The sequence below is a fragment of the Diaphorobacter ruginosibacter genome (assembly GCF_040396215.1).
GTDB classification, from domain to species: Bacteria; Pseudomonadota; Gammaproteobacteria; order Burkholderiales; family Burkholderiaceae_C; genus Diaphorobacter_A; species Diaphorobacter_A ruginosibacter_A.
On sequence record NZ_JBEBOW010000004.1, the window covers coordinates 1 to 26,824 of the forward strand.

Genomic DNA, 26,824 nt, shown 5'->3' on the forward strand with positions numbered 1-26,824 from the left:
CTGAGGCGTCCACCGTTGTTGACACAACTTGTATGAAGTCTGCCCGCCGCTTTCGCGGCAGGCGCTCTCCACTCGGCGTACAGTTCCGGCATCCCACACGCGCCTTGGCGGCCCAGGCTGCCTGAAAGCGCGTTCTGTTACCCTTTCCCCTTCATTCCCTGCGAATTGTTCACACTGCCATGTCCAATCTGATCGTGCATGGAGGCATGCCTCTGCGCGGGCGCATCACGCCGTCCGCCAACAAGAATGCCGTGCTCCCCATCCTGTGCGCCACGCTGCTCACCTCCGAACCGCTCAAGCTCATTGGCGTGCCCGACATCACCGACGTGCGCAAGATCCTGGAGATCTTCCGCGAGCTGGGCAGCGCGGTGCAGTGGAACCGTGAGAGCGGCACGCTGAGCCTGCACCACCGCGACACGCATTTCGACCCGGCGAAGCACCATCTGCCCGAGGAAATGCGCTCGTCCATCATGCTGGTGCCGCCGCTGCTCGCGCGTTTCGGCGTGGCGCGCCTCGAGGACAACGTCAAGGGCTGCACCCTGGGCGTGCGCGAGATCGACCCGCACGTGGAGGTGTTCCGCAACTTCGGCGGGCAGGTCGAGCGCTCGCTCGGATCGCTGCTGATCCACCGCGACGGCCCGCTCCAGGCCGTGCGGCACTGGCTGGACTATGCCTCGGTCACCACGACCGAGAACTTCGTGCTCTGCGCGGTGGCGGCGCAAGGCACCTCGACGCTCAACAATGCCGCCTCCGAGCCGCATGTGCAGGAGTTTTGCCAGTTCATGCAGATGCTGGGCGCCCAGATCAAGGGCATCGGCACTTCGCGCATCACCGTGACCGGGGGCGCCAGGCTCGGTGGCGGGGAATTCCGCTTCGACGAAGATTTCCACGAGATCACCACCTTTCTCGCGCTGGGCGCCATTACCGGCGGCGACGTGGTGGTGAAGAACTCCGCTCCCGACAATTTCCCGCTGATCGACCGCACCTTTGCCAAGTTCGGCGTTCACGTCGAACACAAGGACGGCTGGTCGCGCGCCTGGCGCGACGGTCCGCTCAAGGTGCAGACGCCGTTCACGCCCAACACGCTCACCAAGGTCGAGGCCGCGCCGTGGCCGTATTTCCCGGTGGACCTGCTGCCGATCTTCATCGCGCTGGGCGTCTCCGCAGAAGGCAATGCGATGTTCTGGAACAAGGTCTATGACGGGGCGCTCGGCTGGACCGGCGAGCTCTCCAAGTTCGGCGCGCACGTGTTCTCCTCCGATCCGCACCGCATCATCACCTTTGGCGGCGGCAAGCTGGCGCCAGCGACCGTGGAGAGCCCTTACATCATCCGCGTGGCGATCGCCTTGTTCATGGTGGCGGCCAGCATCCACGGCCGCTCCGAAATCCGCAACGCCACGCCGATCCGGCGCGCCCATCCCCGCTTCGTCGAGAACCTGCGCAGCCTGGGGGCGCAGGTGGAGTGGACCGAGGAGGAGTGAACGCGGTGCGGCCCTGGGAGCGAGGGCCGCGTGGGGGGCCAAATGATTGATAGGTATTAACCCTGATATTTCGATGGGGTTTGGATGCGGGAATATTGGTGTAAACCCTATATCGGTTTATACTTATAGCCATAGGGTAAGCACTTGACTGCCGTCCTAGCAGCCGCGATGTACGAGATGCACACCGCGCGTTGGCCCCAAGGCATCTCATGGGAGAAAAACCATGCGTCACGTTATCGAATCGCTCATCGAATTCATCCAGGAAGCCCGTCAGGCTCACCTGGAAATCGCAAACCAGTAATTTTGCGGAATGCCGCGCCCGGGCGCGGATCCATCAAGTCAGGCTCCACCGCTGCGATGCGCTGGAGCTTTTCTTTTGCCTGCCGTTTTCGTTGTCCGCTGCTGTTAAATTGGGGCTTGTTTCCACTGCCGCTGGCGGTGGATGAAGCCACCCAAGTTGAGAGTCAAAGGAGATACAGGCAATGAGCAAGGTTTTGGACAGCGTTCGCGTGCTGGAGATCGGCGGCCTCGGCCCGGGGCCGTTTTGCGCGATGCATCTGGCGGATCTGGGCGCGGATGTGATCTCCGTGGTGCGGCAGGTAGAGAACACCGGCCCCACGGGCGTGCTGCTCAATCGCGGCAAGCGCTCGGTGTTTGCCGATCTCAAGAGCGAGTCCGGCAAGAAGCTCGTGCTGGCGCTGGTGGAGCAAGCGGATGTGCTGATCGAGGGCATGCGCCCCGGCGTCATGGAGCGGCTGGGCCTGGGGCCCGAGGAATGCATGCGGATCAATCCCCGGCTGGTATACGGGCGCATGACCGGCTGGGGGCAGACGGGGCCGCTCGCGCCGCGCGCGGGGCATGACAACAACTACGCATCGGTGGCGGGCGCGCTGTGGGGCTGCAGCCCGGCGGATGCGCGGCCGGTGTCGTCCTTCGCGACCCTGGGCGACATTGGCGGCGGCGCCCTGTACCTGATGACCGGGCTCCTCGCGGGCATCGTGCAGGCCCGCGAGTCGGGCAAGGGCTGCGTGGTGGACGCGGCGATCGTCGATGGCGCCGCGCACATGCTCAATCTGTCGCTCAGCGCGCGCGAGCGCGGCGCGGTGGCCGACGTGCGCGGCCAGAGCATGTACGACAGCTCGCCGTTCTATGAAACCTATGTCTGCGCCGATGGCCACTACATCACGATCGGCGCGATCGAGCCGCAGTTCTACGCGCTGCTGCTGCAGATGCTCGGTCTCGAAGGCGACGCCGACTTCGCCACGCCGCAGCATGACCGCGCCGCGTGGCCCAGGCGGCGGGCGCGTCTGCAGTCCATCTTCCTGCAGCAGCCGCGCGCGCATTGGCAATCGGTCTTCGAGCCGAGCGACGTGTGCTTCGGCGCCGTGCTGAGTCCGCTGGAGGCGTCGCGGCATCCGCACATGCAGGCGCGCGGCGTCTATGGCGAGCAGGGCGGCGTGCTGCAGGCGGCGCCCGCTCCACGCTTTGACGGCAGCGCCTACGAGACGCCGGCCGCATGCGCCGCCGGGGCGCATACGGGCGAGATCCTGGCCGCACTGGAGCGCGGCGCGGCATTGTGGCGGTGATGCGCCGTCACATGGCCTTCCAGACCGGCTTGCGCTTTTCGGCGAACGCCGCCGCGCCTTCGCGCGCATCCTGGGATGCGAACACCGGGTCGGTGATGGCGGCCTGGCGGTCGAACATCTCCTCGCGGCTCCAGTCCGCCGATTCGCCCACCACCTGTTTGCTGGCCACCAGCGAAAGCGGCCCGTTGGCGGCGACGGCGTTGGCCAGCTCGATGGCCGCGTCCAGCGCGCCGCCGGGCTCCGTCATGCGGTTGATGAGGCCGTTTTGCTGCGCCCGCTCGGCGCTCAGCATGTCGCCGGTGAGAATGCACTCCATCGCCAGGTGATAGGGCAGGCGGCGCGGCAGGCGCAGCAGGCCGCCGCCGGCAGCGGCCAGCCCGCGCTTCACCTCGGGCAGTCCGAACCGGGCCTCGCGCGAGGCGACAATCAGGTCGCAAGCCAGCACCACCTCGAAGCCGCCGGCCAGCGCATAGCCCTCGACCGCGGCGATGATGGGTTTCCTGGGCGGCTTGATGGTGATGCCGCAGAAGCCGCGCCCGGGAATGGTGGGGCGCTTGCCCTGAAGAAATCCCTTGAGGTCCATGCCCGCGCAGAAGCTGCCGCCGGCGCCGGTGATGATGCCCACGCTCAGCGCGGGATCGGCATCGAACGCGTCCAGCGCGGCGGCCATGGCCTGCGCCATTTCCAGCGAGACGGCGTTGCGCGCCTCGGGCCGGTTCAGGGTCATGATCTGGATGTTGCCGCGGGTTTCGACGAGCAGGGGCTGTTGGTCGGACATGGGTGGATCTCCTGTGATGGAAGGTTTCGGGGGCGCGGCGCTGGTGCGAGTGCGGTGCGATGGAATTCTCCGCCATGCCCGCCGCTCGTGGCGCGGCTCCATGCAGACTTTGGCGGCAGGTTCCATTGTGCGGCGCGCAACGCGCGGCGGGCCGGAGGATTGCTCGCCCGGCCGGTCCGTTTGCTCATGTGTGGCGAGCCGCCAGGATGCGGCTGGGCGAGGGTCAGCCCATCAGGTCCCACATCGCACGCAGCCGTTCCGTGTCGCGTCCCAGCTTGCGGCTGGCGGGCAGAAAACGCAGCCAGCGCATGCGCCCGAGCGTGTTGCCCAGCACCTCGTGGAACTCGGTGCCGCGCGCGGGCTGTGAAAGCCATTGCCGCCATTGCACGCGCGCCTGCGCCAGCGCTCCGGCGTGGCTCAGATAGATGGCGGTGGAGTGCGCATAGCACAACGCGTCGCGCACCTGGCACACGGCCAGCGGCAGCACGGCGAGCGGGTCATCCTCGAAATCCACGCAAGCCAGCTCGCCGTCGGGGCAGATCACCAGGTTGCGCGCGAACGCCTGGCTGAGCACCGTGCCCGAGCGGTGCACTTCGTCGATCATGGCAAGGCCCTGCATCCACAGCGGCATGACGGCGTCCGGCCCCTGCGGCACGAGCGCGCGGATCTTGTTGCCCAGCGACGGGACTTCCTGGCCGGCATGGCCGAGATGGCTCATCATGAAGCCGTCCTCTTCGGCGGCCAGCAAGCGCGGCACGCGGATGCCGCGCGAGGCCAGGTCACGCAGTCGCCGCACCTCGGTCGCTATGGCCTCGCGCCCGCCGTGGTTGACCACCGGGCCGAGCACCGGCTCGCCGAGCAGCACCCGCAGCACGTGCAGGACGCGGTAGCGCCACGCGGGAACCAGCGGCCCGGTGCGCTTGATCCAGAACCATTCGCCGTCGTGCTCGTAGCGCTGGATGTTCTTGGACTGGGTGCGCAGGTGTTCCTTGAGGAAGGCGTCAGGGTCCATGGGCTGGGCGCAGTCGGGGGCTTCGGTGGGTGGCACGGTCGAGGAAAACTGAAGAGTGAGGCAGCCGCCGCGCCGGGTTTCCGGTGGCGCGGGCGTTGCGTGAAATCCCCAAGGGTATCAGGATGTCAGGCCGCCGCCTGCGCCTGCGCGTTTTCCCGGGACTGCGGCGCGCTCGGCCCCAGCGGCGGTGGGGAAAACTGGAAGGTGTGCGCGCTGGCGCCCGGCCAGTAGGTCTTGAAGACGTTGTGCTGCTTGTCCAGGTCGCCCAGCAGCGCGCCCGGCTCCACGCGCAGCACCAGGTGGGCGAGCTGGCGCACCTCGGTGTCCGAGATGCGGCGCACGATGTGGTGCGCGGTGATGTCGCACGGATGTTCGAGGCCGGCGGCCTGCACCATCTCCTGCAGCGCGTGCAGCGTGCTCTTGTGGAAGCTGGCCACGCGCGTGGCCTTGTCCGGCACGACCAGCGCTTTCTGGCGCCCCGGATCCTGCGTGGCGACGCCCGTGGGGCAATGGCCGGTGTGGCAGGTCTGGGCCTGGATGCAGCCCAGCGCCATCATGAAGCCGCGCCCGGCGTTGCACCAGTCGGCGCCCAGAGCCATCATGCGCGCGATGTCGAACGCGGTGATCACCTTGCCCGCCGCGCCGATCTTGATGCGGTGGCGCAGGCCCACGCCGACCAGTGTGTTGTGCACCAGGAGCAGCCCTTCCTGCAGCGGCACGCCGACGTGATCGACGAACTCGACGGGCGCGGCGCCGGTGCCTCCTTCCGCGCCGTCGACCACGATGAAGTCGGGCGTGATGCCGGTCTCCAGCATGGCCTTGACGATGGCGAACCACTCCCACGGGTGGCCCACGCAGAACTTGAAGCCGGTCGGCTTGCCGCCGGACTTCTCGCGCAGGCGCGCGATGAAGCGCATCATCTCGACGGGTGTCCTGAATGCGCTGTGCGTTGCCGGACTGATGCAGTCCACCCCGGCGGGAACGCCGCGCGCCGCGGCGATCTCCGGCGTGACCTTGGGTCCCAGCAGCATGCCGCCGTGGCCCGGCTTGGCGCCCTGGCTGAGCTTCAGCTCGATCATCTTGACCTGCGGATCGGTGGCGTTGGCGATGTACTTTTCCTCATTGAAGGTGCCGTCGTCGTTGCGGCAGCCGAAGTAGCCCGAGGCCACCTCCCAGATCAGGTCGCCGCCGTGGACGCGGTGATGCTGGCTGATCGAGCCTTCGCCGGTATCGTGCGCGAAGCCGCCGGCCCGCGCGCCCTTGTTGAGCGCCAGGATCGCATTCGCGGACAGCGCGCCGAAACTCATCGCGGAGATGTTGAAGACGCTGGCGTGATACGGCTGCGTGCATGGGCAAACGCCTTCCAGCGGCTCGCCGGGCTGGCCGCCGATCCAGATGCGGAAGTCATGCGAATCGAGCCGGGTCGGCTGCATCGAATGGTTCACCCACTCATAGCCCTGCGCCGCCACATTGAGCAGCGTGCCGAGCGGGCGGCTGTCGGGCTCGCCCTTGGCCCGTTGGTACACGAGCGAACGCTGGGCGCGCGAGAACGGCAGCGCCTCCTGGTCTGCCTCGATGAAATACTGGCGGATTTCCGGGCGGATGTATTCCAGCAGAAAACGCAGGTGCCCGATGATCGGATAGTTGCGCAGGATGGAGTGGCGCGTCTGCAGCATGTCCCATATGCCCACCACGGAAAGCGCCAGGCACGTGCCGTAGCCGGCCCACCACCAGCTGCCGCCCCACAGGCGCGCCGCGGCAAAGAACGATCCCGTGCCCAGCAGGGCGAGACAGAAGGCGGTGTAGCGGATGGGAACCCATGCGGGAATGCGGCGTGGTGCGAGAGTTTGGCTCATCGGTGGGCGCGAAAAGATAGGTCTGTAGGGAAGAGCGGCCCGGCGAATCTGCCGGAGAGCACGCCGCCCGCGTGGTGCAAGGGTATTGCAGTCGGCGGGCCATTGCCAGCGATATTTGCCGGCCTTCATGCGACAGGCCCATTCAACAGAGACCGGTTGAACCGAGCCCTTCGCGCCCCCTGCCTTGGCCCAGGGATCGCGCGGTGTTCCCTGCGGGCGGCCTTTTTTGCATGCGCGGCGTAAAATCAGGCCCTTTTCCATGGCGGCCGCGCACGGCTTTTTCGGACTGTCCCCGCGCCGCATCACCAGGTTTTCCAATGGCTGCACAAGACTCCACCCCCAACGCGATCCCATCCGACGCGGATGCCGCGTCCGAATTCAATCCTGCGCTGAGCAACGAGGCGCTCGACGAACTCGACGCCATCCTGGACGACGTGCGCGGCCGCAATGAAGAAACGCCGCAGTGGGAGTTCTGCGACGGCTATCTGACCGCGCTGGTGTGTACGCGCCGCCCGATCTCCGTCGCCGAATGGCTGCCGATGCTGCTGGGCGACGGCATGGAAATCGACGATGCGCCTGACAACGAACCGCTGCCGCTGCAAGGCGACATCTTCAAGGATGCGGCGCAGCAGGCCCGTTTCCTGGAGCTGTGCCAGCTGCGGCTGGACGAGATCGCCGCGCAGCTCGACACCGAGACCGACTCGCTCGACGCGGACGACGCCTTCCAGCCCGAATGCATGGATATGCGTGGCGCCATCTCGATGCTGCCCGAGGCGGAGCGCGCCGAAATGGAGGGCCAGGACATTCCTTCGTTCGCGCAGGTATGGGCGCTGGGCTTCATGTTCGCCGTCGAGAACTGGCCCGAGGAATGGGCCGCCCCGCGCGACAGGGATGCGTCGAAGTGGATCGACGACTCGCTGGAGAAAATCGTCGCGGTCACGGAAGACGACACCGGCAAGCCGGCGGTGAACATGTACGACGACCAGGGCCCGGCCAGCACCAGCCAGGAGCGCGTGGAGCAGGTCGGCGAGGCGATCTGGGCGTGCTACGACCTGCGCCAGATCTGGAAGAGCTTCGGCCCGCGCGTGGAGTCCGTGCGCAAGCAGGCGCAGCCTGGACGCAACGATCCATGCCCCTGCGGCAGCGGCAGGAAATACAAAAAATGCCACGGGGCATGACCCCGATGGCGCGCGTGCCCGCTCTCAGAACGTGTTCACGATCTCCTCGGCTGCGTAGAGATCGTAAACACGTTCTCAGGCCATCAGCTCGTTGAGCCGCACAATGGCGTGCCACAGCGTCTGGGCGCGCACCGCGGCGCGGTCGCCGCGGAATTGCCGCGCTTCACTGTGCAGCGCGCCGTCCACCTGCCAGCCGAACCAGACCGTGCCGACGGGCTTGGCGTCGCTGCCGCCGCCGGGGCCGGCGACGCCTGTCACGGCAACGCTCACCTGCGCCTGCGAGCGCAGCACGGCTCCGGTCGCCATGGCGCGCGCCACAGGTTCGCTGACCGCGCCGTGCAGCAGCAGCAACGCGCCGGGAACACCGAGCAGATCGGTCTTGGCGGCGTTGCTGTAGCTGACGAAGCCGCGCTCGAACCATTCGCTGGAGCCGGCCAGGTCGGTGCAGGCCGCGGCGATCATGCCGCCCGTGCAGCTTTCGGCCGTGGCAAGCATCCATCGGCGCGCCTTGAGCGCGGCGGCCAGCTGGCGCAGATGCGGCTCCAGCGGTTCGCTGGGCAGCCCGAACAGCTCCTTGGCAGAGGAGCCGGATGCCCCTTGCGGATTGTCTTGCTCCAGCATCACAGCCACCTCCAGAAGGCGATGACCAGGAGCGTGCAGAAGGCCGCGACGAGATCGTCGAACATGATGCCGAAACCTCCGCGCCAGCCGAATCCCTTGAACGAGCGGTCGGCCCACTTCACCGGCCCGGGCTTGGCCGCATCGAAGAAGCGGAACAGCCCGAATGCGATCAGTTGTCCCCAGAAGCCCATGGGCATGGCCAGCCAGAGAACGATCCACATGGCGACCACCTCATCCCAGACGATGCTGCCCGGGTCGGCCACGCCCATGTTGCGCGCGGTGACGGCGCAGGCCAGCCAGCCCAGCACCAGCGAGACTGCGATCACGATGCCGATCTGCGCCTGCGTGAGCCACAACTGCATCACCAGATAGGCCAGCCACGCCCAGGCCGTGCCGACCGTGCCGGGCGCCGCGCGGGAGAGGCCGCTGCCGAATCCCAGCGCCACGAGATGCAGCGGATGGGACAGCATGAAGCGTGCGAGCGAATACCGCGGCGGGTGAGGGCGCGGCTCGGGCTGGGGTGCGGGAGAGTGGGATAAATCTTGCATGTCGTCGTCTTGGCGGATGAAGCTGCGCGCTGGCTCGTGGAGTGCATCAACTGTATGCCGTGCCGGTTCTCGACGGCATTTTGCGCCACAGGAACCAGCCGATCCGGTCGCTCATGCTAACAGCCACGCCTTGCGCCGCGCAATGGCGCGGGGCGGCGCGAAAGGACAGGACATCGGATGGGAAAGACATCAGGCGAAATGGTCGAAGGACGCCCAGCGCTGCCGCGCAAGCGGCTTGCCATGGCGATCGACCACGCGCAGTCCGGGCTCCTTCGTGATGCCGCCTATGCGCGTGACCGGGGTGTCGGCCATCCGCGCGGCGGCCATGACCTGATCACGGCGGCTTGCTGGGGCGGTGAACACGAGCTCATAGTCGTCGCCGCCGGCAAGCACGCATTGGTACCACTGGTCGTCGTGGAGACGGAGCGCGGGATGGTTGCGCGCCGCCATGGTCTGCAGCGCGGCGTCGGCGTCGACTTGCGCACCCACCTGGGACTGTTCGATGATGTGCGAGAGGTCGCCCAGCAGGCCGTCGCTCAGATCCAGCGCGCTGGTGGCGATGCCTCGCAGCGCGCGGCCCAGCGCCAGGCGCGGCGTGGGGCGTTCGAGGCGTTGCAGCGCGCTCTCGAATGCGTCCGGCGGCAGTTCGATCCTGCCCAGCCTGGCGTCGAGCGCCAGCCGCGCATCGCCGAGCGTGCCGCTCACCCAGATGTCGTCTCCCGCCCGAGCGCCGCTGCGCAGCAGCGCCTGTCCGGGCGGCACTTCGCCGAAGATGGTGATGCAGATGTTCAGCGGGCCATGTGTGGTGTCTCCGCCCACCAGCTCGCATTCATGCTCGTCGGCGAGCCGCAGCAGGCCGTCGGCGAATGCCTTGAGCCACGGCTCGTCGATGCCTGGCAGGGACAGCGCCAGCGTGAAGGCCAGCGGCGTGGCGCCGCTGGCGGCGAGATCGCTCAGGTTCACGGCGAGCGACTTGTGCCCGAGGTGCGCAGGGTTCACGTCCTCGAAGAAATGGCAGCCCGCGACCAGCATGTCGCTTGAGACGGCGAGCTGCATGCCGGGCGCCACGCGCAGCAGCGCGCAGTCGTCGCCGACGCCCAGCGCCGCGCGTTTCACGGGGCGCGCGAAATGGCGCGCGATCAGATCGAATTCACCCATGTGCCCATCCACGCCGCCGCGCAGGCATGGCGGCGCCCTTGTTGAAAAACGAGTCCGTCATGTGTTCATGCGCCGCGAAAACGCATGGACGCCTGGCGGCTGACCTCTGCCAGCATTTGCTCGCTCTGCTGGCGCTCGCGCAGCCAGCGCGCGTCGTTCTGCCCGGCCTCGACGTCCGCGCGCAGCATCTGCAATGCGCCGGCGGCGCCCCTGGCCTGCGCGTGGGGGGCGATGCGATCCATGGTCTCGAGGATGTGGTCGCGCAACTGCATGTGCGTGCCGCTTGCCGGATCGACGTAGACGGCGTCCAGGCCGAAACGGCAGGCCTGGAAGCGGTTGTAGGTATAGACCAGATAGTCGTCTTCCTGGGGGATGAAGGGCTGTTCTTCGAGGAACCATGCGCCCAGTGATTGCACGTATCCGGCGAGCGCGGCCGCGCGCTCGATGGTGAGCGGGGTGTCGAAGACGCGGATCTCGATCGTGCCGAATTCGGGCTTGGGGCGGATGTCCCAGTAGAAATCCTTCATGCTCTTGACCACGCCGGTGCGCGTCATCTTGTCGAAATAGGCCTCGAACTCGTTCCAGGTGAGCACGCAGGGCGCGCGCCCCGACAGCGGAAAGGCGAACACGGAGTTGAGCCGGGCCGAATCGAACTGCGTGTCCTGCCCCTGCACGTAGGGGCTGGAGGCGGACAGCGCGATGCAGTGCGGAATGTAGCGCGACATGCGGTGCAGCATGAGCAGCGCGGCGTCGGAGTCCGGGCAGCCGATGTGCACGTGCTGGCCGAAGATGGTGAACTGCTTGGTCAGATAGCCGTACAGCGCGGACAGCTCGTGAAAGCGCGGCTTGTCGTAGATGCGCCGCTCGTGCCATTGCTGGAACGGATGCGTGCCGCCGCCCACGACGGCGATGTTGAGCTTGTCCGCGCTCTTGACCAGCGCATCGCGGATCGGCGTGAGCTGGCCCAGCACTTCGCTGCTGGAGCGGCACACGTCGGTGGAGATCTCGATCATGGCGCTCGTCATCTCGGGCACGACGCTGCCGGGCAGCGGCGTCTTGTGCATCAGGCGCAGCATGTCCTCCGCGTAGGGCGCGAGGTCGTAGTCGTGCGTGCTGACGAGCTGCAGCTCCAGCTCCACGCCCAGCGTGAGCGGCTCGGAATGATGAAAGGCTTCAAGACTCACGATGTTCCTCCCGTGTCGGACTGGCGGGCAGTTCGGCCCAGGGTTTGTGTGTTTCGCCGGCGCGGTACAGCGCCACGGTGGCGATCACGGCGCCGAACACTTCCATCAGCATGATGGTGGGCAGCGCAATGCGCGAGATGACTTCACCCGTTGACGGCGAAGCCACCATGAACTGCGATGCGATCAGCAGCGCGATGGATGACATCGGCATCATGGCCGCGCCCACCCATACGGCCTGGCGCCAGCTCGCCCCGCTGCCCACGTTGCCGATGCCCACGCCCACGGCCTTGGCGACCAGGCGCACGGCGATGAGCAACAGCACGGCGCCGGCGACCTGGGCGCTCCAGTCGGCCTGTGCGGCCACCGTCGATACCAGGACGAACATCAGCATGGTGATCACCGAGGACGCCGTTCCCAGTTGCCTTGGCAGCGCCCAGGGCTTGGGATGCAACTGCTTGATGAGCATGCCGCCCAGCAGGGCGGCTAGCGGCGCAGATCCACCCAGATGCGCCGCCACGGCGGTGCTGGCGGCGATGAGCGCGAGTACGAGAATGGACGTGTTCTCGCTCGCGGGACTCATGTAGCGCAGCGCCAGCCGGATCAGGCCGGAGAGCAGCGCGCCGACCAGGATGGACACGCCGAACATCACCAGCACGGGCGGCACGCCTTCAAGGAAGCCGCTGTCGGGGCGGCTGAGCATTTGCGCATGCACGCCGCCGAACGTCAGCGCGTAGAGCGTGGAGAGGGTGGTGAGCACGATGGCGCGGTCGGTGACAGGCCCGGCGGCGCGCGTGTCGGCGACCACGCGCGTGACGACGGCGGGCGATGCGGCCATGGCGACCAGCGCGATCGGCCCCGCCGCCTCCCTGGGCACGTTCAGCCACAGCATGGCCCAGTACACCGCGAAGTAGGTAAGGGCGGATTCGGCGATGCTTTGCACCAGCACCATCGGGTTGTGCCGGAACCAGCGCCATGGGATGCGCCCGCCGGCGTCGAACAGGACGATGGAAATACCCAGCTCGATGAGGAACAGGCCGATGTCCTGCAGCGGCCACATTGCTCCGCTGAAGCCGAGCAGGCCGGTCACCATCCCGACAAGGGAGTAGCCCACCACTTTCGGCAGGCCCGTGTGTCGATAGACGAGATATCCGCAGATGGATGCGATGGCCAGAAGCAGCGCCCATTGCACCGTGGGGAGTCCCGCAGAGGGGCGCAGCCATTGCCCCCAAAAATTCATCAGCTCATTCATGCTCGCTGTCCTATTGTGGTTCGCCCCAAGGGGGTGCGCGTATGGCCCGCGCCTTCGATCATCCGGATGCAGGCCATCCGGACAGGCCCTGCCTGGCGAGCCGCAGTGCTGTTGTCATGGCCCGAAGGGCGGCTTGCGCATGCGTGGGTGCGGGCCGAAACCGCCTCGGCTTGCGGCTGGATATTCGCGCATGGGCTGCGCAGGAATCCTGCCGCTGTTCCCGTACACCATATCAGACGTTGGTGCGCGATGGCGCGAAAAAGCTCTGCGGCGAATGGAAAAAGCGATGGCGCAGCGCACGGTAGATGCGCGAGCGCTCCACGCCGGTGACGTTCTGCGCCCTCAGCGCGAGGTGGAATGCGAAATAGAAGCTCACCAGCACGTTGAGCGCGCCGATGAAGGGCAGCGTCGCCATCGACCACCAGAACGCGGGCATGTGCACGACCCCCGGGCCCAGCGCGGCCGCCGCGGCCGCCATCTGTCCCGTGGAAAGCGTGACGTGGCGCACGTCCAGGCCGAGCCCGAAGAATGCGGCGATCACCGGCACCAGGCCCAGCATGAAGCCCAGCGAAATATTCGCGGCCAGCCCCGAGAGGTCGTTGCGCAGGAAACGTGCGATGCGCGCCGCGCGATGCGCTCCTATGGTTCTCGTGATACGAGGGTTGTAGTGAATCGCGGCATCCAGGCGGTGCAGCACGAACCAGTTCTCCACCCATCCGGCAAAAATGCTCGAGGAGAACAGCAGCACGCCGGTGAACGCGGCGAACAGCAGCGATCCGCCCCAGGGCTTGAGCGTGTCGATCACGTGCAGCGCCTCCTTCTCGCTGATGGCCGGATGGCCAAGCAGCCGGGCCAGCACAAGCGTGATGGCGAGCACCGCCGGGAACACGACCAGCACGTTGCCCAGAATGGCGGCGACCTGCGAGCGCACGAGGTGCGTGACTTCGTCGACGAAGGCCTGCTCGCTGCCCTCGTCTTCGATATTCTTGAGCTTGGCGGCCATCGCGGGGGCCGTCATCGCGGGCTGCTTGGTCGCCACGGTGAAGTGCAGAAGCTGCACCAGCACGAAGCTCGCCGCGTAATTCATGCCCGCCCAGAATCCGCCCCAGAAGGCGGAGAACGCCATGGTGTAGAGCCAGAACTTCACGAGGGTGGTGAAGGCCATCACCAGGCCGCCGCCCGCGGCCTTCTTCACCATCGAGAAGTATTCCGGCGTGGTGCGCGTGATGTAGTGCGAGCCGGTCTCGGCGTTGCGCTGCGCCATCTTGGCGGCCAGCAGCGAGGAGTTGGCCATGAACAGCGCCTTCAGGCTGTGGCGCTCGCGGCTCACGGCCACGAGCCGGCACATCAGCCGGGTCGCGGCGACTTCGGGCTTGGGCGAGAGCAGGCATTCCAGCAGTTCGCGCACCCGCAGGATCCGCGCGCGCAGCTGCCGCAGGCGGAACACCAGGCCCACGGAAACGCCGTTGTCCTCGAAGTGCGTATAGACCGAGTTCGCGGCGTTGCGGCAGGCGTCGAGCCGCTCGCGCAGGCGCGAGACGGTGGCGTCGAGCCGGTTGCTGGTACGCAGCGGGTGCAGCACCTCGATGCGCAGGCTCTCCGCATCGCGGAGCAGGTCGTGAAACGGCTGCGCTTCGCGCATCTCGTCGGTCATGCGCAGCCGCAGCTCCGGGGCGAACCCGGTCGCCAGGATGTTGCCCGCGCAGTAGGTGATGGCGTCGACCAGCGCCTGCTGCCAGCGCGTGGCGCCGTCGGCCTGTTCATGGTCGGGCGCGAAGATGCGGCTCAGGCGGTGGATCAGGTCTTCATCGAGCGCGCCGAGCCAGCGCGCATCGAACTCGCTGTGCAGCGCCGCCATGAACAGCCCGGAGGAGTCGATGGTGTCGGGATTGCTGGGCAGCAGCTTGTAGCGCAGGCGCTCGGCCAGCTCGCTGATCATGGAGGTGCGCTGCGCAAAGCCGAAGTCGGCCAGCAGCATGGTGATGTCCACCGACTGCGTGATGGCCTGCCACCAGAGCTGCAGGCGCTCGCGCAGCACGGGGGACTGCTCGGCCAGCATCACCAGCTCCTGCACGCGCTGCGCCGCGGCCTCGGTCGATGGGCTGTCGCCGCGCACCCAGTCGAGCAGAGCGATCAATTGCAGGTTGCGCTGCGCGAGCGAGGCTTTCGGATCGACCGAGGCGAGGATCTGGGTGAGTGGTTTGTGGTGTTCCGCGCTTGTCTTCAATGCAGCACTCTGTGATTCATCGCCCCTGGGCCGCCATCGTCCATGGCTTCGAGCACGAACATCGGAATGGGGCTGGTGAACTGCCCGCCGTCGTCGGCCACGCAGAAATAGCTGCCGTGCATGGTGCCCGAAGCGGTGCGCAGGCGGCATCCGCTGGTGTACTGGAAAGCCTCGCCCGGGCGCAGCAGTGGCTGCTGGCCGACTACGCCAAGGCCCTTGACTTCCTCCGTGTGGCCGCGCGCGTCGCTGATGATCCAGTGCCGTGAAATCAACTGCGCGGGCACATCCCCCGTGTTGGTCACGGTGATGGTGTAGGCGAAGCTGAATACCTCGTTGTCAGGGTCGGACTGGTCGGGCAGGTATTCGGGGAGCACCTCGACTGCGAATCGGTATGTGGGCATGGCGTTATGGTAACGGGATTGCATGTTCGCCCTGGTGGGGCAGTTGAAATTCCGGGGGGCGCTGGGCAAACGGCGCCGGCTGCTGCGACAATCGCCGCATGAGCCCCCAATTCCGCATCGCCCCCTCCATTCTCTCCGCCGACTTCGCCCGCCTGGGCGAGGAGGTGCGCGACGTGATCGCCGCCGGCGCAGACTGGATCCACTTCGACGTGATGGACAACCACTACGTCCCCAACCTGACTTTCGGCCCCATGATCTGCCAGGCGCTCAAGCCGCACGCCAGGACCGCCGCCGGAGCGGCCGTGCCGGTGGACGTGCACCTGATGATCGAGCCGGTGGATGCGCTGGCGGCCGCGTTCGCGGAGGCGGGAGCCGACTACATCAGCTTCCACCCCGATGCATCGGCCCATGTGCACCGCAGCGTGCAGGCCATCAAGTCCAAGGGCGTGAAGGCCGGCCTGGTGTTCAATCCGGCCGCTTCGCTGGAAGTGCTGGACTGGATGATCGAGGAGATTGACCTCATTCTCATCATGAGCGTGAACCCGGGCTTTGGCGGGCAGAGTTTCATCGATTCGGCGCTGCGCAAGATCGAGGAGGCGCGCAGGCGTATCGATGCCAGCGGCAAGGACATCCGCCTGGAAGTCGATGGCGGCGTGAAGGTGGACAACATCCGCCGCGTGGCCGATGCGGGGGCGGATACCTTCGTGGCCGGCAGCGCGATTTTCGGCAAGAGCGACTATTCCGCCGTGATCAGCCAGATGCGCGGGCAACTGGCCTGAATCCACGCAATCCGCAAGCAGATAGCAGCAGGCGAAAAAAGAGACGCCTTCGGGGCGCCTCTTTCACATCCTGGCCATGCTTGAGCCGCCGTGGCGGCTCCCGCAGATACGCTCTGTGCTTCAGTTGACCTTCACCGGTGTTTCCGCGCGCAGCAGGATGCCGCCGCCGGGCACGGAGCCGGCCACGCTGCCGTTGCGCACGCGCACTTCGCAGGCATGGCGGTCAGCGGGTTCCTTGAACACATTGCAGCGCGCCAAGGCGTTGCGCTGCAGTGTCGCTTCGTCGGGATTGGTCAGGCCTCCCTTGCGGGCAGCCTGCTTTGCGGCACCCATTTCACGCAGGCATGCCTGGCGGTTGACGGGGCCGTCAGCCGGGCATTTGTCGGCAGCGCCTTGTGCGAAGGTCGTGCCAGCAACGCACAGCAGCATAATGGCGGGAACTACGCGCAGGGTTTTGGCGACTTTCGATGTGAAACGCATATGGAACCTCCTTCGAAATGTTTTCCATTGAATGATCACGTCCGAATTCAGGAGCAGAGCTTATAGGCCGTGCAGGCGAATTGTTGTCCGTGCACTTTCGCTCCGCATGTCGGACAGGACGGACAATTACAGCTTTTTTCGATGGAGTTCCAAACTCCAATTCACGCTTCTTTTGAATCAGCACAACGAGTGAGCAGAAAGGTGAGTATGGCCCTGATTTCCGTGCCGCAATTGGTACACCAGAGCGTGGGCGCGATGATCGATCTCGATGGCACCATGGTGGACACCATCGGTGATTTCTCGGAGGCTGTGGCCGCGATGCTTCGGGATCTGGAGCTGCCGTCCATTGACGCATCGCGCATAGAGAACATGGTGGGCAAGGGCACGGAACATCTGCTGCTATCGGTGCTCACGCATGTGATCAGCGCAAATGGTCATGCCGATGCGCAACAGCGCGCGGATGCGCTCATGCCGCAGGCGCTGCGGAGCTATCACCAGCACTATGAACGCATCAACGGCCAGTTCTCGCGTGTGTTCCCGGGCGTGATCGAAGGACTTGAGCTGCTGCGCTCCAAGGGCCTGAAGCTGGCCTGCCTCACCAACAAGCCCACGGCCTTTGCCGTGGAGCTGCTGGATGCGAAGGGCATGCGCGGGTATTTCAGCTGCGTTTTTGGCGGTGATGCCTTCGAGCGCAAGAAGCCCGATCCGATGCCTCTGCTCAAGACCTGCGAGGCGCTTGGCACCCGCCCCGGCAATACGCTGATGGTGGGGGACTCCAGCAACGATGCGCGCGCGGCCCACGCCGCCGGCTGCAAGGTGGTCCTGGTGACCTACGGCTATAACCACGGCGAGCCGATACGCGGCGTGAAGGCCGACGGGTTTGTGGATTCATTGACGGAACTGGTGGCGAGCTGAGCGGATTACCGGCGCTGACAGCGCGCGGGTCCGTCAATCAATGAAACGACGGCCCTGGAGCGGGTTCATGCGCTGCTGGGCCGCCGTTGTGCGCGGGGTCGCAACGGCTTCAGAAGCTCTCCCAGTGGTCATGGTTTTCGGCCACGCCGTTGCCGCGCCTGCGGTTGTGCTCCCAACTGCGCTTCGCGGAACCCATCGCAGATGATGCCGACATGACGCCATTGGCGCCGTTGTGCTGTGCGAGCGGCGCTGCGGTCGGGCGCACTGGCTGGAGGGGGTGGCTGCCCGTGCCCGGCGACATGGATTTGCGTACCGGCGGCGCTGGCGGAGTCTGCTCGTGCTCCTGCGCCAGGCGGAATACGGCGACAGCCTGCACGAGCTGGGCAGCCTGTGTCTTGAGGCTGTCGGCCGCCGCTGCGCTTTCCTCGACCAGCGCGGCGTTTTGCTGCGTGGCGTGGTCCATTTGCGTGATGGCTTCGCCGACCTGGCTGACGCCCGCGCTTTGCTCGCTGCTGGCTGCGCTGATCTCGCCCATGATGTCCGTGACCCGGCGGATGGCCGTGACGACTTCGGTCATGGTTTCGCCGGCCTTGTCGACGAGGTGCGTGCCTTGCTCGACACGCTCGACGCTGGCGGTGATCAACGCCTTGATTTCCTTGGCCGCCTCCGCGCTGCGCTGCGCAAGGCTGCGCACCTCGCCCGCGACCACGGCAAAGCCGCGCCCCTGCTCGCCCGCGCGCGCGGCCTCGACGGCCGCGTTGAGCGCGAGAATGTTGGTCTGGAAGGCGATCCCGTCGATCACGCCGATGATGTCGGCGATCTTGCGGCTGGAATCGTTGATGCCCTTCATCGTGTCCACCACTTCGGCCACCACCTGCCCACCTTGCATGGCCACCGAGCTGGCATTCATCGCCAGGTGATTGGCCTGGCGCGCGTTGTCCGCGTTCTGGCGCACGGTGGAGCCCAGTTCTTCCATCGATGCGGCGGTCTCCTCCAGGGCGCTGGCCTGCTGCTCGGTGCGCGCGGAGAGATTGTTGTTGCCTTGCGAGATTTCCGCGCTGGCGATCGCCACGCTTTCCGCGTTGGCGCGCACGCCCGAAACGAGCTGCGCAAGATTGTCCTGCATGTGCTGCAGCGTATCGAGCAGGCGCGCTGCTTCATCGCGGCCGTGCACGACGATCGGCTGGGTCAGGTCGCCTTCGGCGATCTGGCCGGCGCGCTGCGCGGCCAGTTGCAGCGGAACCGTGATGGAGCGGGTCAGCACATAGGACAGGAAAATGCCCAGCAGCAGCGCCAGCACGGCGCCCACGATCAGGATCATGCGACCCTGGGCCGCCTTCTCGGCGGCTTCGTGGCGGGTCTGTTCGTAAAGCACGGACTGACGCTCCTCCATGCGGGCGAGTGCCGCGATGTATGTCTGCGCCTTGGGCTTGAGGTTGTGCACGAGAGCGTCGGCGATGTCCTCCTGGGCCTTGCGGCGCTCCAGAAGCTCCTCGCGTGCCGTGCGGTAGGCTTCGCGCGCGGCATCGACCTCCTTGAGCAGGTTGATGCCTTCGCCCGCGGTGAGCAGTTCAACGATGACCTGGCGGGCGGATTCCGCGCTTTCGGAGGTTTTCTTGATGTCCTCCTGCCAGGTCTTGATGTTGTCCCTGTTGGCATCGAGCAGCGCGGTCTGGGCGCGCAGCCAGTTTTCCTCGACGGCGTTGTGCCATTTCACCGCGGCCCGAAGGCGCTCGTTGTCCGTGGTGGTGAGCTGGTGGGTCGTATCGGCAAGTTCCTGCAGCCTCCACACGCCGATGCCGGCGATCACCAGGGTAATCAAGAGAATCAGGCTGAAAGCAAAGGCCAGTCGCACACCGACCTTGGCATTGGCGAGTCTCATCACACACAGTCCTTCCGGGCAGGCCTCGAGAGCAAAACGCTTTCGATTAGGTAATAGTTTCTAACGATATACGCAAATTGAGAAATGCGCCAAGCGGCCGGCTGGATTCATCCCTGGCAAAGCAGCCCGCCGAGCCACGCCGGAGACGGGCGCAATCCGCCCCGTCGCCCGACATGGTGCATTCCCTTGCTATCTATTTCACTATATTGTCGCTAAAGAAAATGGTTGATGATTGATATTGTTAATTTATGTGGGCGATTGCATGGGTTCGCGCGTCAATCCGTTTTCCCGAGGAGCGCCTCCTTGAGCTTCCAGTCGGCGGGCTGCGGGCCCAGCCAGATTCCCAGCAGGGCGTTGAAGAATTCGGGCTCCTTGAAGGGTTCACCCTGCGCCTGGCCCCGCACCGTGACGAGAGTGCCAGCCCCGGGCAGCCAATCCACCATGAACTGATCGCCCGCGAGCAGCTTCTTGTGGTCGGAGAAGATCTGGCTCATGCGCAGCACGCCGGGGATCAGCCTGGAGAACGAGGCCTTGTCCATGTTGTCTTCCATGCCGCGCGAGAAGAGCTTGCCGAGCTCGCTGGAGTCGATGTCGCGCAGCATGTGCACCACCAGGCGTTTCGCTCCCGATTGCGCGAACACTTCGGCCGGCGTGTGGGCAGGTTTTTCGAGGTAAAGCCCGGCGGCGTAGACCTTGAATACCGCCTTGTAGCGGATACCGGCTCCGTTGAGCGCGAGAGTGTTCTTGCGTATCTGCTGGGTGGATGGAAATGAGACGCCGCCCACTTCCACCGGATCCGGCGCAGCTGCTGCGGCACGGGCCGCGGCGGCCCACAGAAGAGAACTCAGCAACATGGCCCGGCGGTAGGAAGAAGTCATTTTTGTCCCCTGCTGCAAATAGTACGGTCGTGCTTTTGTGTGAGCAGTTTGAAACAAATTGCGTCGCCACTCAACAGGGTTTTCGCGTGGTCGTGTGTTGGCGGGCTGTCTCGGCTCCGTGTTCCGGCCGGGGCAGCGACGCCATGAGCACGCGAATGCCATCCAGACTTGTTACACTGACGGCCTATGTTCATTCACCGCATATCGATTGCAGGTTCGACGGACCGGGGAGCCTGGCCCTGGCGTAAGCCTGCGTCATTGATATCGTGACAGCACCCTGGGGCACCTCCCGGCGTGCACCCGTCGCTTCCCGCAAGGCAAGCAAGAAACTGAATGAACCCGCAACACCCATCCGCCGCGCCGACCGGAATGCGCGGGCTCCACGTGTTGCAGAGCTGGGAACTCACCTGTGATCACAGAACTTGAATTCAAAAGCCTGGCCGCTGAAGGCTACAACCGCATCCCTCTGATCGCCGAGGCGTTCGCGGATCTTGAAACTCCTCTCTCCCTTTACCTGAAACTCTCGCACGCCCGTGGCGACGGCTCCAACAGTTTTCTGCTGGAATCCGTGGTGGGCGGCGAGCGCTTTGGCCGCTACAGCTTCATCGGGCTGCCGGCGCACACGCTGCTGCGCGCCAGCGGTTTTGGCGACGCGGCGAAAACCGAGGTCGTCACCGGCGGCAAGGTGGTGGAGACCGCGCAGGGCAATCCGCTGGATTTCATTGCCCGATACCAGTCGCGCTTCAAGGTGGCGCTGAGCGCCGGGCTGCCGCGCTTTTGCGGCGGCCTGGCGGGCTACTTCGGCTATGACGCGGTGCGCTACATCGAGAAAAAGCTCGAGCTCTCGTGCCCGCCCGACACCCTGGGCTGTCCGGACATCCTGCTGCTGCAGTGCGAGGAGGTGGCCGTGATCGACAACCTCTCCGGCAAGCTCTACCTCATCGTCTATGCCGATCCGGCGCAGCCCGAGGCCTATGCGAAGGGCAAGAAGCGGCTGCGCGAACTGAAGGACCTGCTGAAGTATTCAGTGAGCGCGCCGGTGGTGCGCCCCACCGAGAACCATCCCGCCGAACGCAGCTTCGCGAAGGATGACTATCTCAAGGCCGTGGCCGAGGCCAAGGAGTTGATCGCCGCGGGCGACTTCATGCAGGTCCAGGTCGGCCAGCGCATCCACAAGCGCTACACGGAAAGCCCGCTCAGCCTGTACCGCGCGCTGCGTTCGCTGAACCCGTCGCCCTATATGTACTACTACAACTTCGGCGATTTTCAGGTGGTGGGCGCGAGCCCCGAGATCCTGGTGCGCCACGAAGCCGTGCCCGAAGGGCACAAGGTCACGATCCGTCCGCTCGCCGGAACGCGCCCGCGCGGCGCGACGCCGGAGAAGGACCGGGAGGTCGAGCAGGAACTGATCAACGACCCCAAGGAGCGCGCCGAGCACGTGATGCTGATCGACCTCGCGCGCAACGATATTGGGCGCATCGCCAAAACCGGCACGGTGAAGGTCACCGAGGCCTTCGCGGTCGAGCGCTACAGCCATGTGATGCACATCGTGAGCAACGTCGAGGGCATCCTGAACGACGGCATGACCAGCATGGACGTGCTCAAGGCCACGTTCCCGGCCGGCACGCTGACGGGCGCGCCCAAGGTGCATGCGATGGAGATCATCGACAGGCTGGAGCCCACCAAGCGCGGCATCTACGGCGGCGCCTGCGGCTACCTGAGCTACGCGGGCGACATGGATCTGGCCATTGCGATCCGCACGGCCATCGTCAAGGACGGCATGCTGTACGTGCAGGCAGCCGCCGGAGTCGTCGCCGATTCGGTGCCGGAGCTGGAATGGAAGGAAACCGAGCACAAGGCGCGCGCGCTCCTGCGTGCTTCGGAACTGGTGGAAGAAGGATTGGAGTGATGATGACCAGCGCAAGCACACCGCGTGCAATCGACAAGGTGAGGAACTGCGAATCGATGGAGCAGGTGCGAGAGGGCGTCAACGCGCTCGACGACATCCTCGTGCCGCTGCTGGTGGAGCGCAGCGGCTACATGACGCAGGCCGCCAGGGTGAAGAACGACGAGAGCCTGGTATTCGACCAGGAACGCATCGACGCCATCATCGAGCGCGTGCGCCCGCAGGCCGAGCGCGAAGGCGGCAACGCCGATCTCATCGAGCGCATCTTCCGCGCGATCATCGACTGCTGCATCGACTATGAGCACGAGGAACTCGCGCGTTTGCGCGCCCAGGGGCTGAAGCCCCGCAATACACGGGGGAGCGAGGCATCATGACCGACCGGATCCAACTGCTGATGGTGGATAACTACGACAGCTTCACCTACAACATCGTGCAATACCTCGCCGAGCTTGGAGCCCAGGTGCATGTGGTGCGCAACGACGAAGCGTCGATGGATGAGGTGAAGGCGCTTGTGGAGCGCGAAGGCATCACGCGCATCGTGATTTCGCCCGGCCCCTGCTCGCCCAACGAGGCGGGCATTTCCGTTGCCGCGATCAAGCATTTCGCGGGCAGGCTGCCGGTGCTCGGCGTATGCCTGGGCCATCAGGCCATCGGCGCGGCGTTCGGCGGCGACATCATTCGCGCGGGCCAGCAGATGCACGGCAAGACCAGCGTGATCACCACGGACCAGAAAGGCGTGTTCAGCGGCCTGCCCAGGCAATTCACGGTGAACCGCTACCACTCGCTGGTCATCGACCGCAGGACCTGCCCCGAGGTGCTCGAAGTCACCGCCACCAGCGAGGATGGAGAGATACAGGGCGTGCGCCACAGAACGCTGGCGGTGGAGGGCGTGCAGTTCCATCCGGAGAGCATCCTCACCGAGCACGGCCATGCCATGCTGCGCAATTTCCTGGAACAACGCTGAACGCAACCGAGACGAAACGACATGTCCATCACTCCTCAGGAAGCGCTTCAGCGCACCATCGAACACCGCGAAATCTTCCACGATGAAATGCTGCACCTGATGCGCATGATCATGAGCGGCGAGATGTCGCCCGTGATGACCGCGGCCATCGTCACCGGCCTGCGCGTGAAAAAGGAAACCATCGGCGAGATCTCGGCGGCGGCCGAAGTGATGCGCGAGTTCTCCCACAAGGTCAACGTCGCCGGAAAGCAGAACCTGGTCGACATCGTCGGCACGGGCGGTGACGGCGCCAACACCTTCAATATCTCCACATGCTCGACGTTCGTGATCGCCGCTGCCGGCGGCAAGGTCAGCAAGCATGGCGGGCGCAGCGTGAGCAGCAAGTCGGGCAGCGCCGACGTGATGGAGGCGCTGGGCGTGAACATCAACCTGAAGGCCGAGCAGATCGCGCAAAGCATAGCGGAGGTGGGCATCGGCTTCATGTTCGCGCCCAACCACCATCCGGCGATGAAGAACGTCGCGCCCGTGCGCAAGGAGCTTGGCGTGCGCACCATCTTCAACATCCTCGGCCCGCTGACCAATCCCGCGGGGGCGCCCAACATCCTGATGGGCGTCTTCCACGAGGACCTGGTGGGCATACAGGTGCGCGCGCTGCAGCGCCTTGGCGCGGAGCATGCCGTGGTGGTTTATGGACGCGACGGCCTGGATGAAATCAGCCTGGGCGCCGGAACGCTGGTCGGCGAGCTCAAGGACGGCGTGGTGCGCGAGTACGAGATCCACCCCGAGGACTTCGGCCTGCGCATGGTGGGCACGCGTGCCTTCCGCGTGGAGACGCCGGAAGAGTCCAGATCAATGCTGATGGGCGTGCTCAACGGCGAGAAGGGCCCGGCGCGCGACATCGTGTGCCTGAACGCTGGCGCCGCGCTGTATGCGGCCAACGTGGCCTCCTCGATAGAGGACGGCCTGCAGAAGGCGCAGGCGGCGCTCGATGGCGGCGCCGCGCTGCGCAAGCTCGAGGAGCTGGTGCGGTTCACACAAAAGTGCGCGGCCTGAAGCGGCGCGCAAGGAAGTTCAAGCCATGTCCGATATTCTCAAAAAAATCTGCGACGTCAAGGTGCAGGAAGTTGCGGCGGCCCGCAAGCGCATGTCTTTCGAAGACATGCGCCGTGATGCGGAAAGCCGCGTGCTGACGCGCGATTTCGTGGGCGCGCTCAAGGCGAAGATCGCCCGCGGCCAGGCGGCTGTGATCGCGGAGGTGAAAAAGGCGAGCCCGAGCAAGGGCGTGATCCGCGCGGACTTCATTCCCGCCGACATCGCGCAAAGCTATGCAGAAGGCGACGGCAAGGTGAGCGCGGCGTGCCTCTCCGTGCTCACCGACCGCCAGTTCTTCCAGGGCCAGCCGGACTATCTGAAGCAGGCGCGCGCGAGCTGCGCCCTGCCGGTGCTGCGCAAGGATTTCATGATCGACCCCTACCAGATCTATGAGTCCCGCGCGATGGGGGCGGACTGCGTCCTGCTGATCGCCGCATGCCTGGACGATGCGCAAATGGCGGAAATGGAAGCCATCGCGCTGGGCCTGGACATGGCGGTGCTGGTGGAGGTGCACGATGGCGAGGAGCTCGACCGCGCGCTCAGGCTCAGGACGCCGCTGCTGGGCATCAACAATCGCAACCTGCGCACGTTCGAAGTGAGCCTGCAGACCACGCTCGACCTGCAAAAACGTGTTCCAGCGGACAAGCTGCTGGTGACCGAATCCGGCATTCTTGGCCCGCAGGACGTGAAGACCATGCGCGATGCGGGCGTCCACGCCTTCCTCGTGGGCGAGGCCTTCATGCGCGCCGAGGAGCCGGGCGAAGCGCTGGCCAGACTGTTCGCCTGACGCAGCGCGTGGCGGTCTGGCGGCGGGGCCCGGGCCGCGCGCTGCGGCCTGGCGTGTGGGAAACGTGGTTGCGGATCGCGTTATCCTTGCATTCCCGCCCGCTTCTTTCCCCCGCTTGTCCATGAGCACCGCCGACGTTTTTTCCTCCGATTCCCCGCGTTCTGCGCAAGCCTCCCAACTCACCAGCGCGAATCCCGCCGACTGGCCCGTCGCGCCGGGCTGGCAGCCGCTGGTGGATGCGTTCTTCGCCAGCGCCAAAGGCCAGTCCCTGCTGGACTTCATCCAGTCGCGGCTGGATGCGGGGGCCGTCATCTTCCCTCCCAGGCCGCTGCGCGCGCTGGAGCTGACGCCGCCCGAGGACGTGCGCGTGGTGATCCTCGGCCAGGACCCCTACCACGGCCGGGGACAGGCCGAGGGCCTGGCGTTTTCGGTCGCGCCCGGTGTGCGCCTGCCGCCGTCGCTGCAGAACATCTTCAAGGAAATGCAGCGCGATCTGGGCGTGCCGTTCCCGCCCTTTCCGAATCCCGGAGGCAGCCTGGTGAAATGGGCGACGCACGGCGTGCTGCTGCTCAACACCTGCCTGACCGTGGAGGAAGGCCAGGCGGCCAGCCACTCCGGCAAGGGCTGGGAGTCATTGACAGATGCGGTGATCCATCATGTCGCCGAGGGCGGCAAGCCTGTCGTGTTCATGCTCTGGGGCAGCCATGCGCAATCCAAGCGCGCATTCATTCCGCAGGATCGCGGGCATCTGGTGCTGACGAGCAACCATCCCTCGCCGCTGTCGGCATTGCGCCCGCCCGTGCCCTTCATCGGCAACGGGCATTTCGGCCGGGCCCGCGAATTCCGCCTGCAGCACGGTTTGTGAACGGCGGGCTATCCCGCATCGCCACGGCCTGCCAGCCGGGACACCAGAAGCTCCAGGCAGGCCCTGGCCGCCGGCTGCAACGCGCGGCCCGCGAGCGTCTGTACCTCGATGTCGCGCAGGTTCATGCCGGCGTCCGCCATGGGTTTGACGATGAGTTCTCCGGCCGCGACGAGGTGGCGCACGCTGACCTCGCTGGAGACGCTGACGCCGCCGCTGTACTGCACGTATCTGAGCAGCGTCTGCACATGGTTGCTGACCAGCACGGGTTCCAGCGCGAGGTCCTGGCGGGCGCAGGCCATGTCGACGATCTGGCGCACCGCCGTCTCGGCTGGCGGCAGCGCAAGCGGATGGCGGGTGAGTTCGGCCAGCGACACGCGCCGCCTGCCCGCGAGCGCATGGCCCGGCGGGAGAATGGCGACCACGGGCGCGGATTGGCGATGGGCGACGTGGATGTCCTGCGCGGGTGCGAGGCTGAAGCACAGGCCGATATCCGCATCGCCCATGCGCACATGGCGCGACACCTGGGCGGTCGCGCAGACGAGGACTTCGAAGCGCACGCCGGGATGGCTTTTCTGGAATTCCGCGCACATGCCGGGTATGAGTTCATTGGCGAACGCATCGGACGTCGCCATGCGCACCACGCCGCTTTTCAGGCTGGAAAGCGCATGGATGGCATCCACCGCCTGCTCGGCTTCGAGGCTGATGCGCCGCGCATGCTGCGCCAGTATCTCGCCCGCGGCCGTGGGCACCATGCCGCGTGCATGGCGCTCGAAAAGCGGCGTGCCGAGCCGCGCCTCCAGGCCGGCGATCTGGCGGCTGATGGCCGACATCGCGACATGCAGCCGTTCCGACGCGAGGCTCACCGAGCCGCATCGCACCACTTCCAGAAAATAGCGCAGCGCTGTGTCCTGCAACTGATGGGTGATCGACATGGGGTTGCTCTGGTTTGCCGGATGGGAATGCTTTATTGTGAAGCATTGCCTTCATGGCAAATGTG

25 protein-coding genes are annotated in these 26,824 nt (G+C 65.9%); 11 read left to right on the plus strand and 14 right to left on the minus strand.

What is annotated here, in order from left to right; all coding sequences use genetic code 11:
* Positions 1-179 precede the first annotated feature (179 nt).
* Together ABWP92_RS01230 and ABWP92_RS01235 are read left to right on the plus strand one after the other, a co-directional pair.
* Entirely contained in the window at positions 180-1,481 is a 1,302-nt protein-coding gene (locus ABWP92_RS01230; RefSeq protein WP_353233523.1) for a UDP-N-acetylglucosamine 1-carboxyvinyltransferase, read from the plus strand.
* Between the two features lie 482 nt (positions 1,482-1,963).
* Positions 1,964-3,067 carry a CaiB/BaiF CoA transferase family protein gene (locus ABWP92_RS01235; protein WP_353233524.1) on the plus strand — a complete coding sequence of 368 codons (1,104 nt, stop codon included), beginning with the start codon at positions 1,964-1,966 and terminating at the stop codon, positions 3,065-3,067.
* Between the two features lie 7 nt (positions 3,068-3,074).
* On the opposite strand, the gene ABWP92_RS01240 is transcribed toward ABWP92_RS01235, so the two are convergent.
* From ABWP92_RS01240 to ABWP92_RS01250, 3 genes are all read right to left on the minus strand, one after another.
* On the minus strand, positions 3,075-3,845 hold the full coding sequence (locus tag ABWP92_RS01240; protein ID WP_353233525.1) for a crotonase/enoyl-CoA hydratase family protein: 771 nt from the start codon (positions 3,843-3,845) through the stop codon (positions 3,075-3,077).
* 223 nt (positions 3,846-4,068) lie between these two features.
* Positions 4,069-4,893, minus strand: coding sequence for a BUD32 family EKC/KEOPS complex subunit (locus ABWP92_RS01245; protein WP_353233526.1), 825 nt, complete (start codon positions 4,891-4,893; stop codon positions 4,069-4,071).
* Positions 4,894-4,982: 89 nt separating this feature from the next.
* Positions 4,983-6,713, minus strand: coding sequence for an FMN-binding glutamate synthase family protein (locus tag ABWP92_RS01250; RefSeq protein WP_353233527.1), 1,731 nt, complete (start codon positions 6,711-6,713; stop codon positions 4,983-4,985).
* A gap of 317 nt (positions 6,714-7,030) precedes the next feature.
* Between ABWP92_RS01250 and ABWP92_RS01255 the strand changes: the two genes are divergently transcribed.
* Entirely contained in the window at positions 7,031-7,891 is an 861-nt protein-coding gene (locus tag ABWP92_RS01255) for a UPF0149 family protein (protein WP_353233528.1), read from the plus strand.
* Positions 7,892-7,966: 75 nt separating this feature from the next.
* Here ABWP92_RS01255 and ABWP92_RS01260 read toward each other — a convergent pair whose 3' ends face one another.
* The 7 genes from ABWP92_RS01260 to apaG form a co-directional block, all read right to left on the minus strand.
* Positions 7,967-8,512 carry a CinA family protein gene (locus ABWP92_RS01260; protein ID WP_502907430.1) on the minus strand — a complete coding sequence of 182 codons (546 nt, stop codon included), beginning with the start codon at positions 8,510-8,512 and terminating at the stop codon, positions 7,967-7,969.
* Entirely contained in the window at positions 8,512-9,060 is a 549-nt protein-coding gene (locus ABWP92_RS01265) for a phosphatidylglycerophosphatase A family protein (protein ID WP_353233529.1), read from the minus strand. Before ABWP92_RS01265 ends, ABWP92_RS01260 begins: the two co-directional genes overlap by 1 nt.
* Before the next feature lie 189 nt (positions 9,061-9,249).
* Positions 9,250-10,218 carry a thiamine-phosphate kinase gene (thiL, locus tag ABWP92_RS01270; protein WP_353233530.1) on the minus strand — a complete coding sequence of 323 codons (969 nt, stop codon included), beginning with the start codon at positions 10,216-10,218 and terminating at the stop codon, positions 9,250-9,252.
* 65 nt (positions 10,219-10,283) lie between these two features.
* Positions 10,284-11,402, minus strand: coding sequence for a YbdK family carboxylate-amine ligase (locus ABWP92_RS01275; protein WP_353233531.1), 1,119 nt, complete (start codon positions 11,400-11,402; stop codon positions 10,284-10,286).
* Positions 11,392-12,651, minus strand: a complete 1,260-nt coding sequence (locus ABWP92_RS01280; RefSeq protein ID WP_353233532.1) for a cation:proton antiporter — start codon at positions 12,649-12,651, stop codon at positions 11,392-11,394. Before ABWP92_RS01280 ends, ABWP92_RS01275 begins: the two co-directional genes overlap by 11 nt.
* A 232-nt stretch (positions 12,652-12,883) precedes the next feature.
* Positions 12,884-14,878 (minus strand): transporter-like protein TlpB, encoded by a 1,995-nt coding sequence (gene tlpB / locus ABWP92_RS01285; RefSeq protein WP_353233533.1) that lies wholly within the window; start codon positions 14,876-14,878, stop codon positions 12,884-12,886.
* Positions 14,875-15,279 carry a Co2+/Mg2+ efflux facilitator ApaG/CorD gene (gene apaG, locus ABWP92_RS01290; protein WP_353233534.1) on the minus strand — a complete coding sequence of 135 codons (405 nt, stop codon included), beginning with the start codon at positions 15,277-15,279 and terminating at the stop codon, positions 14,875-14,877. Before apaG ends, tlpB begins: the two co-directional genes overlap by 4 nt.
* 98 nt (positions 15,280-15,377) lie before the next feature.
* Between apaG and rpe the strand changes: the two genes are divergently transcribed.
* Positions 15,378-16,058 carry a ribulose-phosphate 3-epimerase gene (gene rpe / locus ABWP92_RS01295; protein ID WP_353233535.1) on the plus strand — a complete coding sequence of 227 codons (681 nt, stop codon included), beginning with the start codon at positions 15,378-15,380 and terminating at the stop codon, positions 16,056-16,058.
* A 120-nt stretch (positions 16,059-16,178) separates the two neighbouring features.
* Here rpe and ABWP92_RS01300 read toward each other — a convergent pair whose 3' ends face one another.
* On the minus strand, positions 16,179-16,538 hold the full coding sequence (locus tag ABWP92_RS01300) for a hypothetical protein (RefSeq protein WP_353233536.1): 360 nt from the start codon (positions 16,536-16,538) through the stop codon (positions 16,179-16,181).
* A 207-nt stretch (positions 16,539-16,745) separates the two neighbouring features.
* On the opposite strand from ABWP92_RS01300, the gene ABWP92_RS01305 reads away from it, so the two are divergent.
* The gene (locus tag ABWP92_RS01305) at positions 16,746-17,453 is read left to right on the plus strand and encodes a phosphoglycolate phosphatase (RefSeq protein WP_353233537.1); all 708 of its coding nucleotides are present in this window, start codon (positions 16,746-16,748) and stop codon (positions 17,451-17,453) included.
* Positions 17,454-17,562: 109 nt separating this feature from the next.
* Here the strand turns inward: ABWP92_RS01305 and ABWP92_RS01310 are convergent, their stop codons facing one another.
* Complete coding sequence (locus ABWP92_RS01310; protein WP_353233538.1) at positions 17,563-19,335, minus strand: methyl-accepting chemotaxis protein; 1,773 nt, start codon at positions 19,333-19,335, stop codon at positions 17,563-17,565.
* A 275-nt stretch (positions 19,336-19,610) separates the two neighbouring features.
* The gene (locus ABWP92_RS01315) at positions 19,611-20,213 is read right to left on the minus strand and encodes a chalcone isomerase family protein (RefSeq protein WP_353233539.1); all 603 of its coding nucleotides are present in this window, start codon (positions 20,211-20,213) and stop codon (positions 19,611-19,613) included.
* Between the two features lie 409 nt (positions 20,214-20,622).
* On the opposite strand from ABWP92_RS01315, the gene trpE reads away from it, so the two are divergent.
* The 6 genes from trpE (at position 20,623) to ABWP92_RS01345 (ending at position 25,827) form a co-directional block, all read left to right on the plus strand.
* A complete protein-coding gene (trpE, locus tag ABWP92_RS01320) occupies positions 20,623-22,122 on the plus strand; it encodes an anthranilate synthase component I (RefSeq protein WP_353233540.1) in 1,500 nt (499 codons plus the stop codon).
* Positions 22,122-22,493, plus strand: coding sequence for a chorismate mutase (locus ABWP92_RS01325; RefSeq protein ID WP_353233541.1), 372 nt, complete (start codon positions 22,122-22,124; stop codon positions 22,491-22,493). The genes trpE and ABWP92_RS01325 overlap by 1 nt, the downstream gene beginning before the upstream one ends.
* Positions 22,494-22,501: 8 nt before the next feature.
* Entirely contained in the window at positions 22,502-23,083 is a 582-nt protein-coding gene (locus ABWP92_RS01330; protein WP_353233579.1) for an anthranilate synthase component II, read from the plus strand.
* 21 nt (positions 23,084-23,104) lie between these two features.
* Positions 23,105-24,136, plus strand: a complete 1,032-nt coding sequence (gene trpD / locus ABWP92_RS01335) for an anthranilate phosphoribosyltransferase (protein ID WP_353233542.1) — start codon at positions 23,105-23,107, stop codon at positions 24,134-24,136.
* 25 nt (positions 24,137-24,161) lie between these two features.
* The gene (gene trpC / locus ABWP92_RS01340; protein WP_353233543.1) at positions 24,162-24,962 is read left to right on the plus strand and encodes an indole-3-glycerol phosphate synthase TrpC; all 801 of its coding nucleotides are present in this window, start codon (positions 24,162-24,164) and stop codon (positions 24,960-24,962) included.
* Positions 24,963-25,083: 121 nt separating this feature from the next.
* Positions 25,084-25,827 (plus strand): uracil-DNA glycosylase, encoded by a 744-nt coding sequence (locus ABWP92_RS01345; protein ID WP_353233544.1) that lies wholly within the window; start codon positions 25,084-25,086, stop codon positions 25,825-25,827.
* A gap of 8 nt (positions 25,828-25,835) precedes the next feature.
* On the opposite strand, the gene ABWP92_RS01350 is transcribed toward ABWP92_RS01345, so the two are convergent.
* Positions 25,836-26,759, minus strand: a complete 924-nt coding sequence (locus tag ABWP92_RS01350; protein ID WP_353233545.1) for a LysR family transcriptional regulator — start codon at positions 26,757-26,759, stop codon at positions 25,836-25,838.
* Between the last annotated feature and the right edge of the window lie 65 nt (positions 26,760-26,824).

Bases quoted from the DNA above. Each gene is read 5' to 3' on its own strand.
- thiL (WP_353233530.1), bottom strand. From the start codon at position 10,218: ATGGGTGAATTCGATCTGATCGCGCGCCATTTCGCGCGCCCCGTGAAA.
- ABWP92_RS01255 (WP_353233528.1), top strand. From the start codon at position 7,031: ATGGCTGCACAAGACTCCACCCCCAACGCGATCCCATCCGACGCGGAT.
- ABWP92_RS01250 (WP_353233527.1), bottom strand. From the start codon at position 6,713: ATGAGCCAAACTCTCGCACCACGCCGCATTCCCGCATGGGTTCCCATC.
- ABWP92_RS01315 (WP_353233539.1), bottom strand. From the start codon at position 20,213: ATGACTTCTTCCTACCGCCGGGCCATGTTGCTGAGTTCTCTTCTGTGG.
- ABWP92_RS01345 (WP_353233544.1), top strand. From the start codon at position 25,084: ATGAGCACCGCCGACGTTTTTTCCTCCGATTCCCCGCGTTCTGCGCAA.
- rpe (WP_353233535.1), top strand. From the start codon at position 15,378: ATGAGCCCCCAATTCCGCATCGCCCCCTCCATTCTCTCCGCCGACTTC.
- ABWP92_RS01230 (WP_353233523.1), top strand. From the start codon at position 180: ATGTCCAATCTGATCGTGCATGGAGGCATGCCTCTGCGCGGGCGCATC.
- ABWP92_RS01280 (WP_353233532.1), bottom strand. From the start codon at position 12,651: ATGAATGAGCTGATGAATTTTTGGGGGCAATGGCTGCGCCCCTCTGCG.
- ABWP92_RS01310 (WP_353233538.1), bottom strand. From the start codon at position 19,335: ATGAGACTCGCCAATGCCAAGGTCGGTGTGCGACTGGCCTTTGCTTTC.
- ABWP92_RS01305 (WP_353233537.1), top strand. From the start codon at position 16,746: ATGGCCCTGATTTCCGTGCCGCAATTGGTACACCAGAGCGTGGGCGCG.
- ABWP92_RS01350 (WP_353233545.1), bottom strand. From the start codon at position 26,759: ATGTCGATCACCCATCAGTTGCAGGACACAGCGCTGCGCTATTTTCTG.
- trpC (WP_353233543.1), top strand. From the start codon at position 24,162: ATGTCCGATATTCTCAAAAAAATCTGCGACGTCAAGGTGCAGGAAGTT.
- ABWP92_RS01325 (WP_353233541.1), top strand. From the start codon at position 22,122: ATGATGACCAGCGCAAGCACACCGCGTGCAATCGACAAGGTGAGGAAC.
- apaG (WP_353233534.1), bottom strand. From the start codon at position 15,279: ATGCCCACATACCGATTCGCAGTCGAGGTGCTCCCCGAATACCTGCCC.
- ABWP92_RS01235 (WP_353233524.1), top strand. From the start codon at position 1,964: ATGAGCAAGGTTTTGGACAGCGTTCGCGTGCTGGAGATCGGCGGCCTC.
- ABWP92_RS01240 (WP_353233525.1), bottom strand. From the start codon at position 3,845: ATGTCCGACCAACAGCCCCTGCTCGTCGAAACCCGCGGCAACATCCAG.
- ABWP92_RS01260 (WP_502907430.1), bottom strand. From the start codon at position 8,512: ATGCTGGAGCAAGACAATCCGCAAGGGGCATCCGGCTCCTCTGCCAAG.
- ABWP92_RS01300 (WP_353233536.1), bottom strand. From the start codon at position 16,538: ATGCGTTTCACATCGAAAGTCGCCAAAACCCTGCGCGTAGTTCCCGCC.
- trpD (WP_353233542.1), top strand. From the start codon at position 23,105: ATGTCCATCACTCCTCAGGAAGCGCTTCAGCGCACCATCGAACACCGC.
- ABWP92_RS01265 (WP_353233529.1), bottom strand. From the start codon at position 9,060: ATGCAAGATTTATCCCACTCTCCCGCACCCCAGCCCGAGCCGCGCCCT.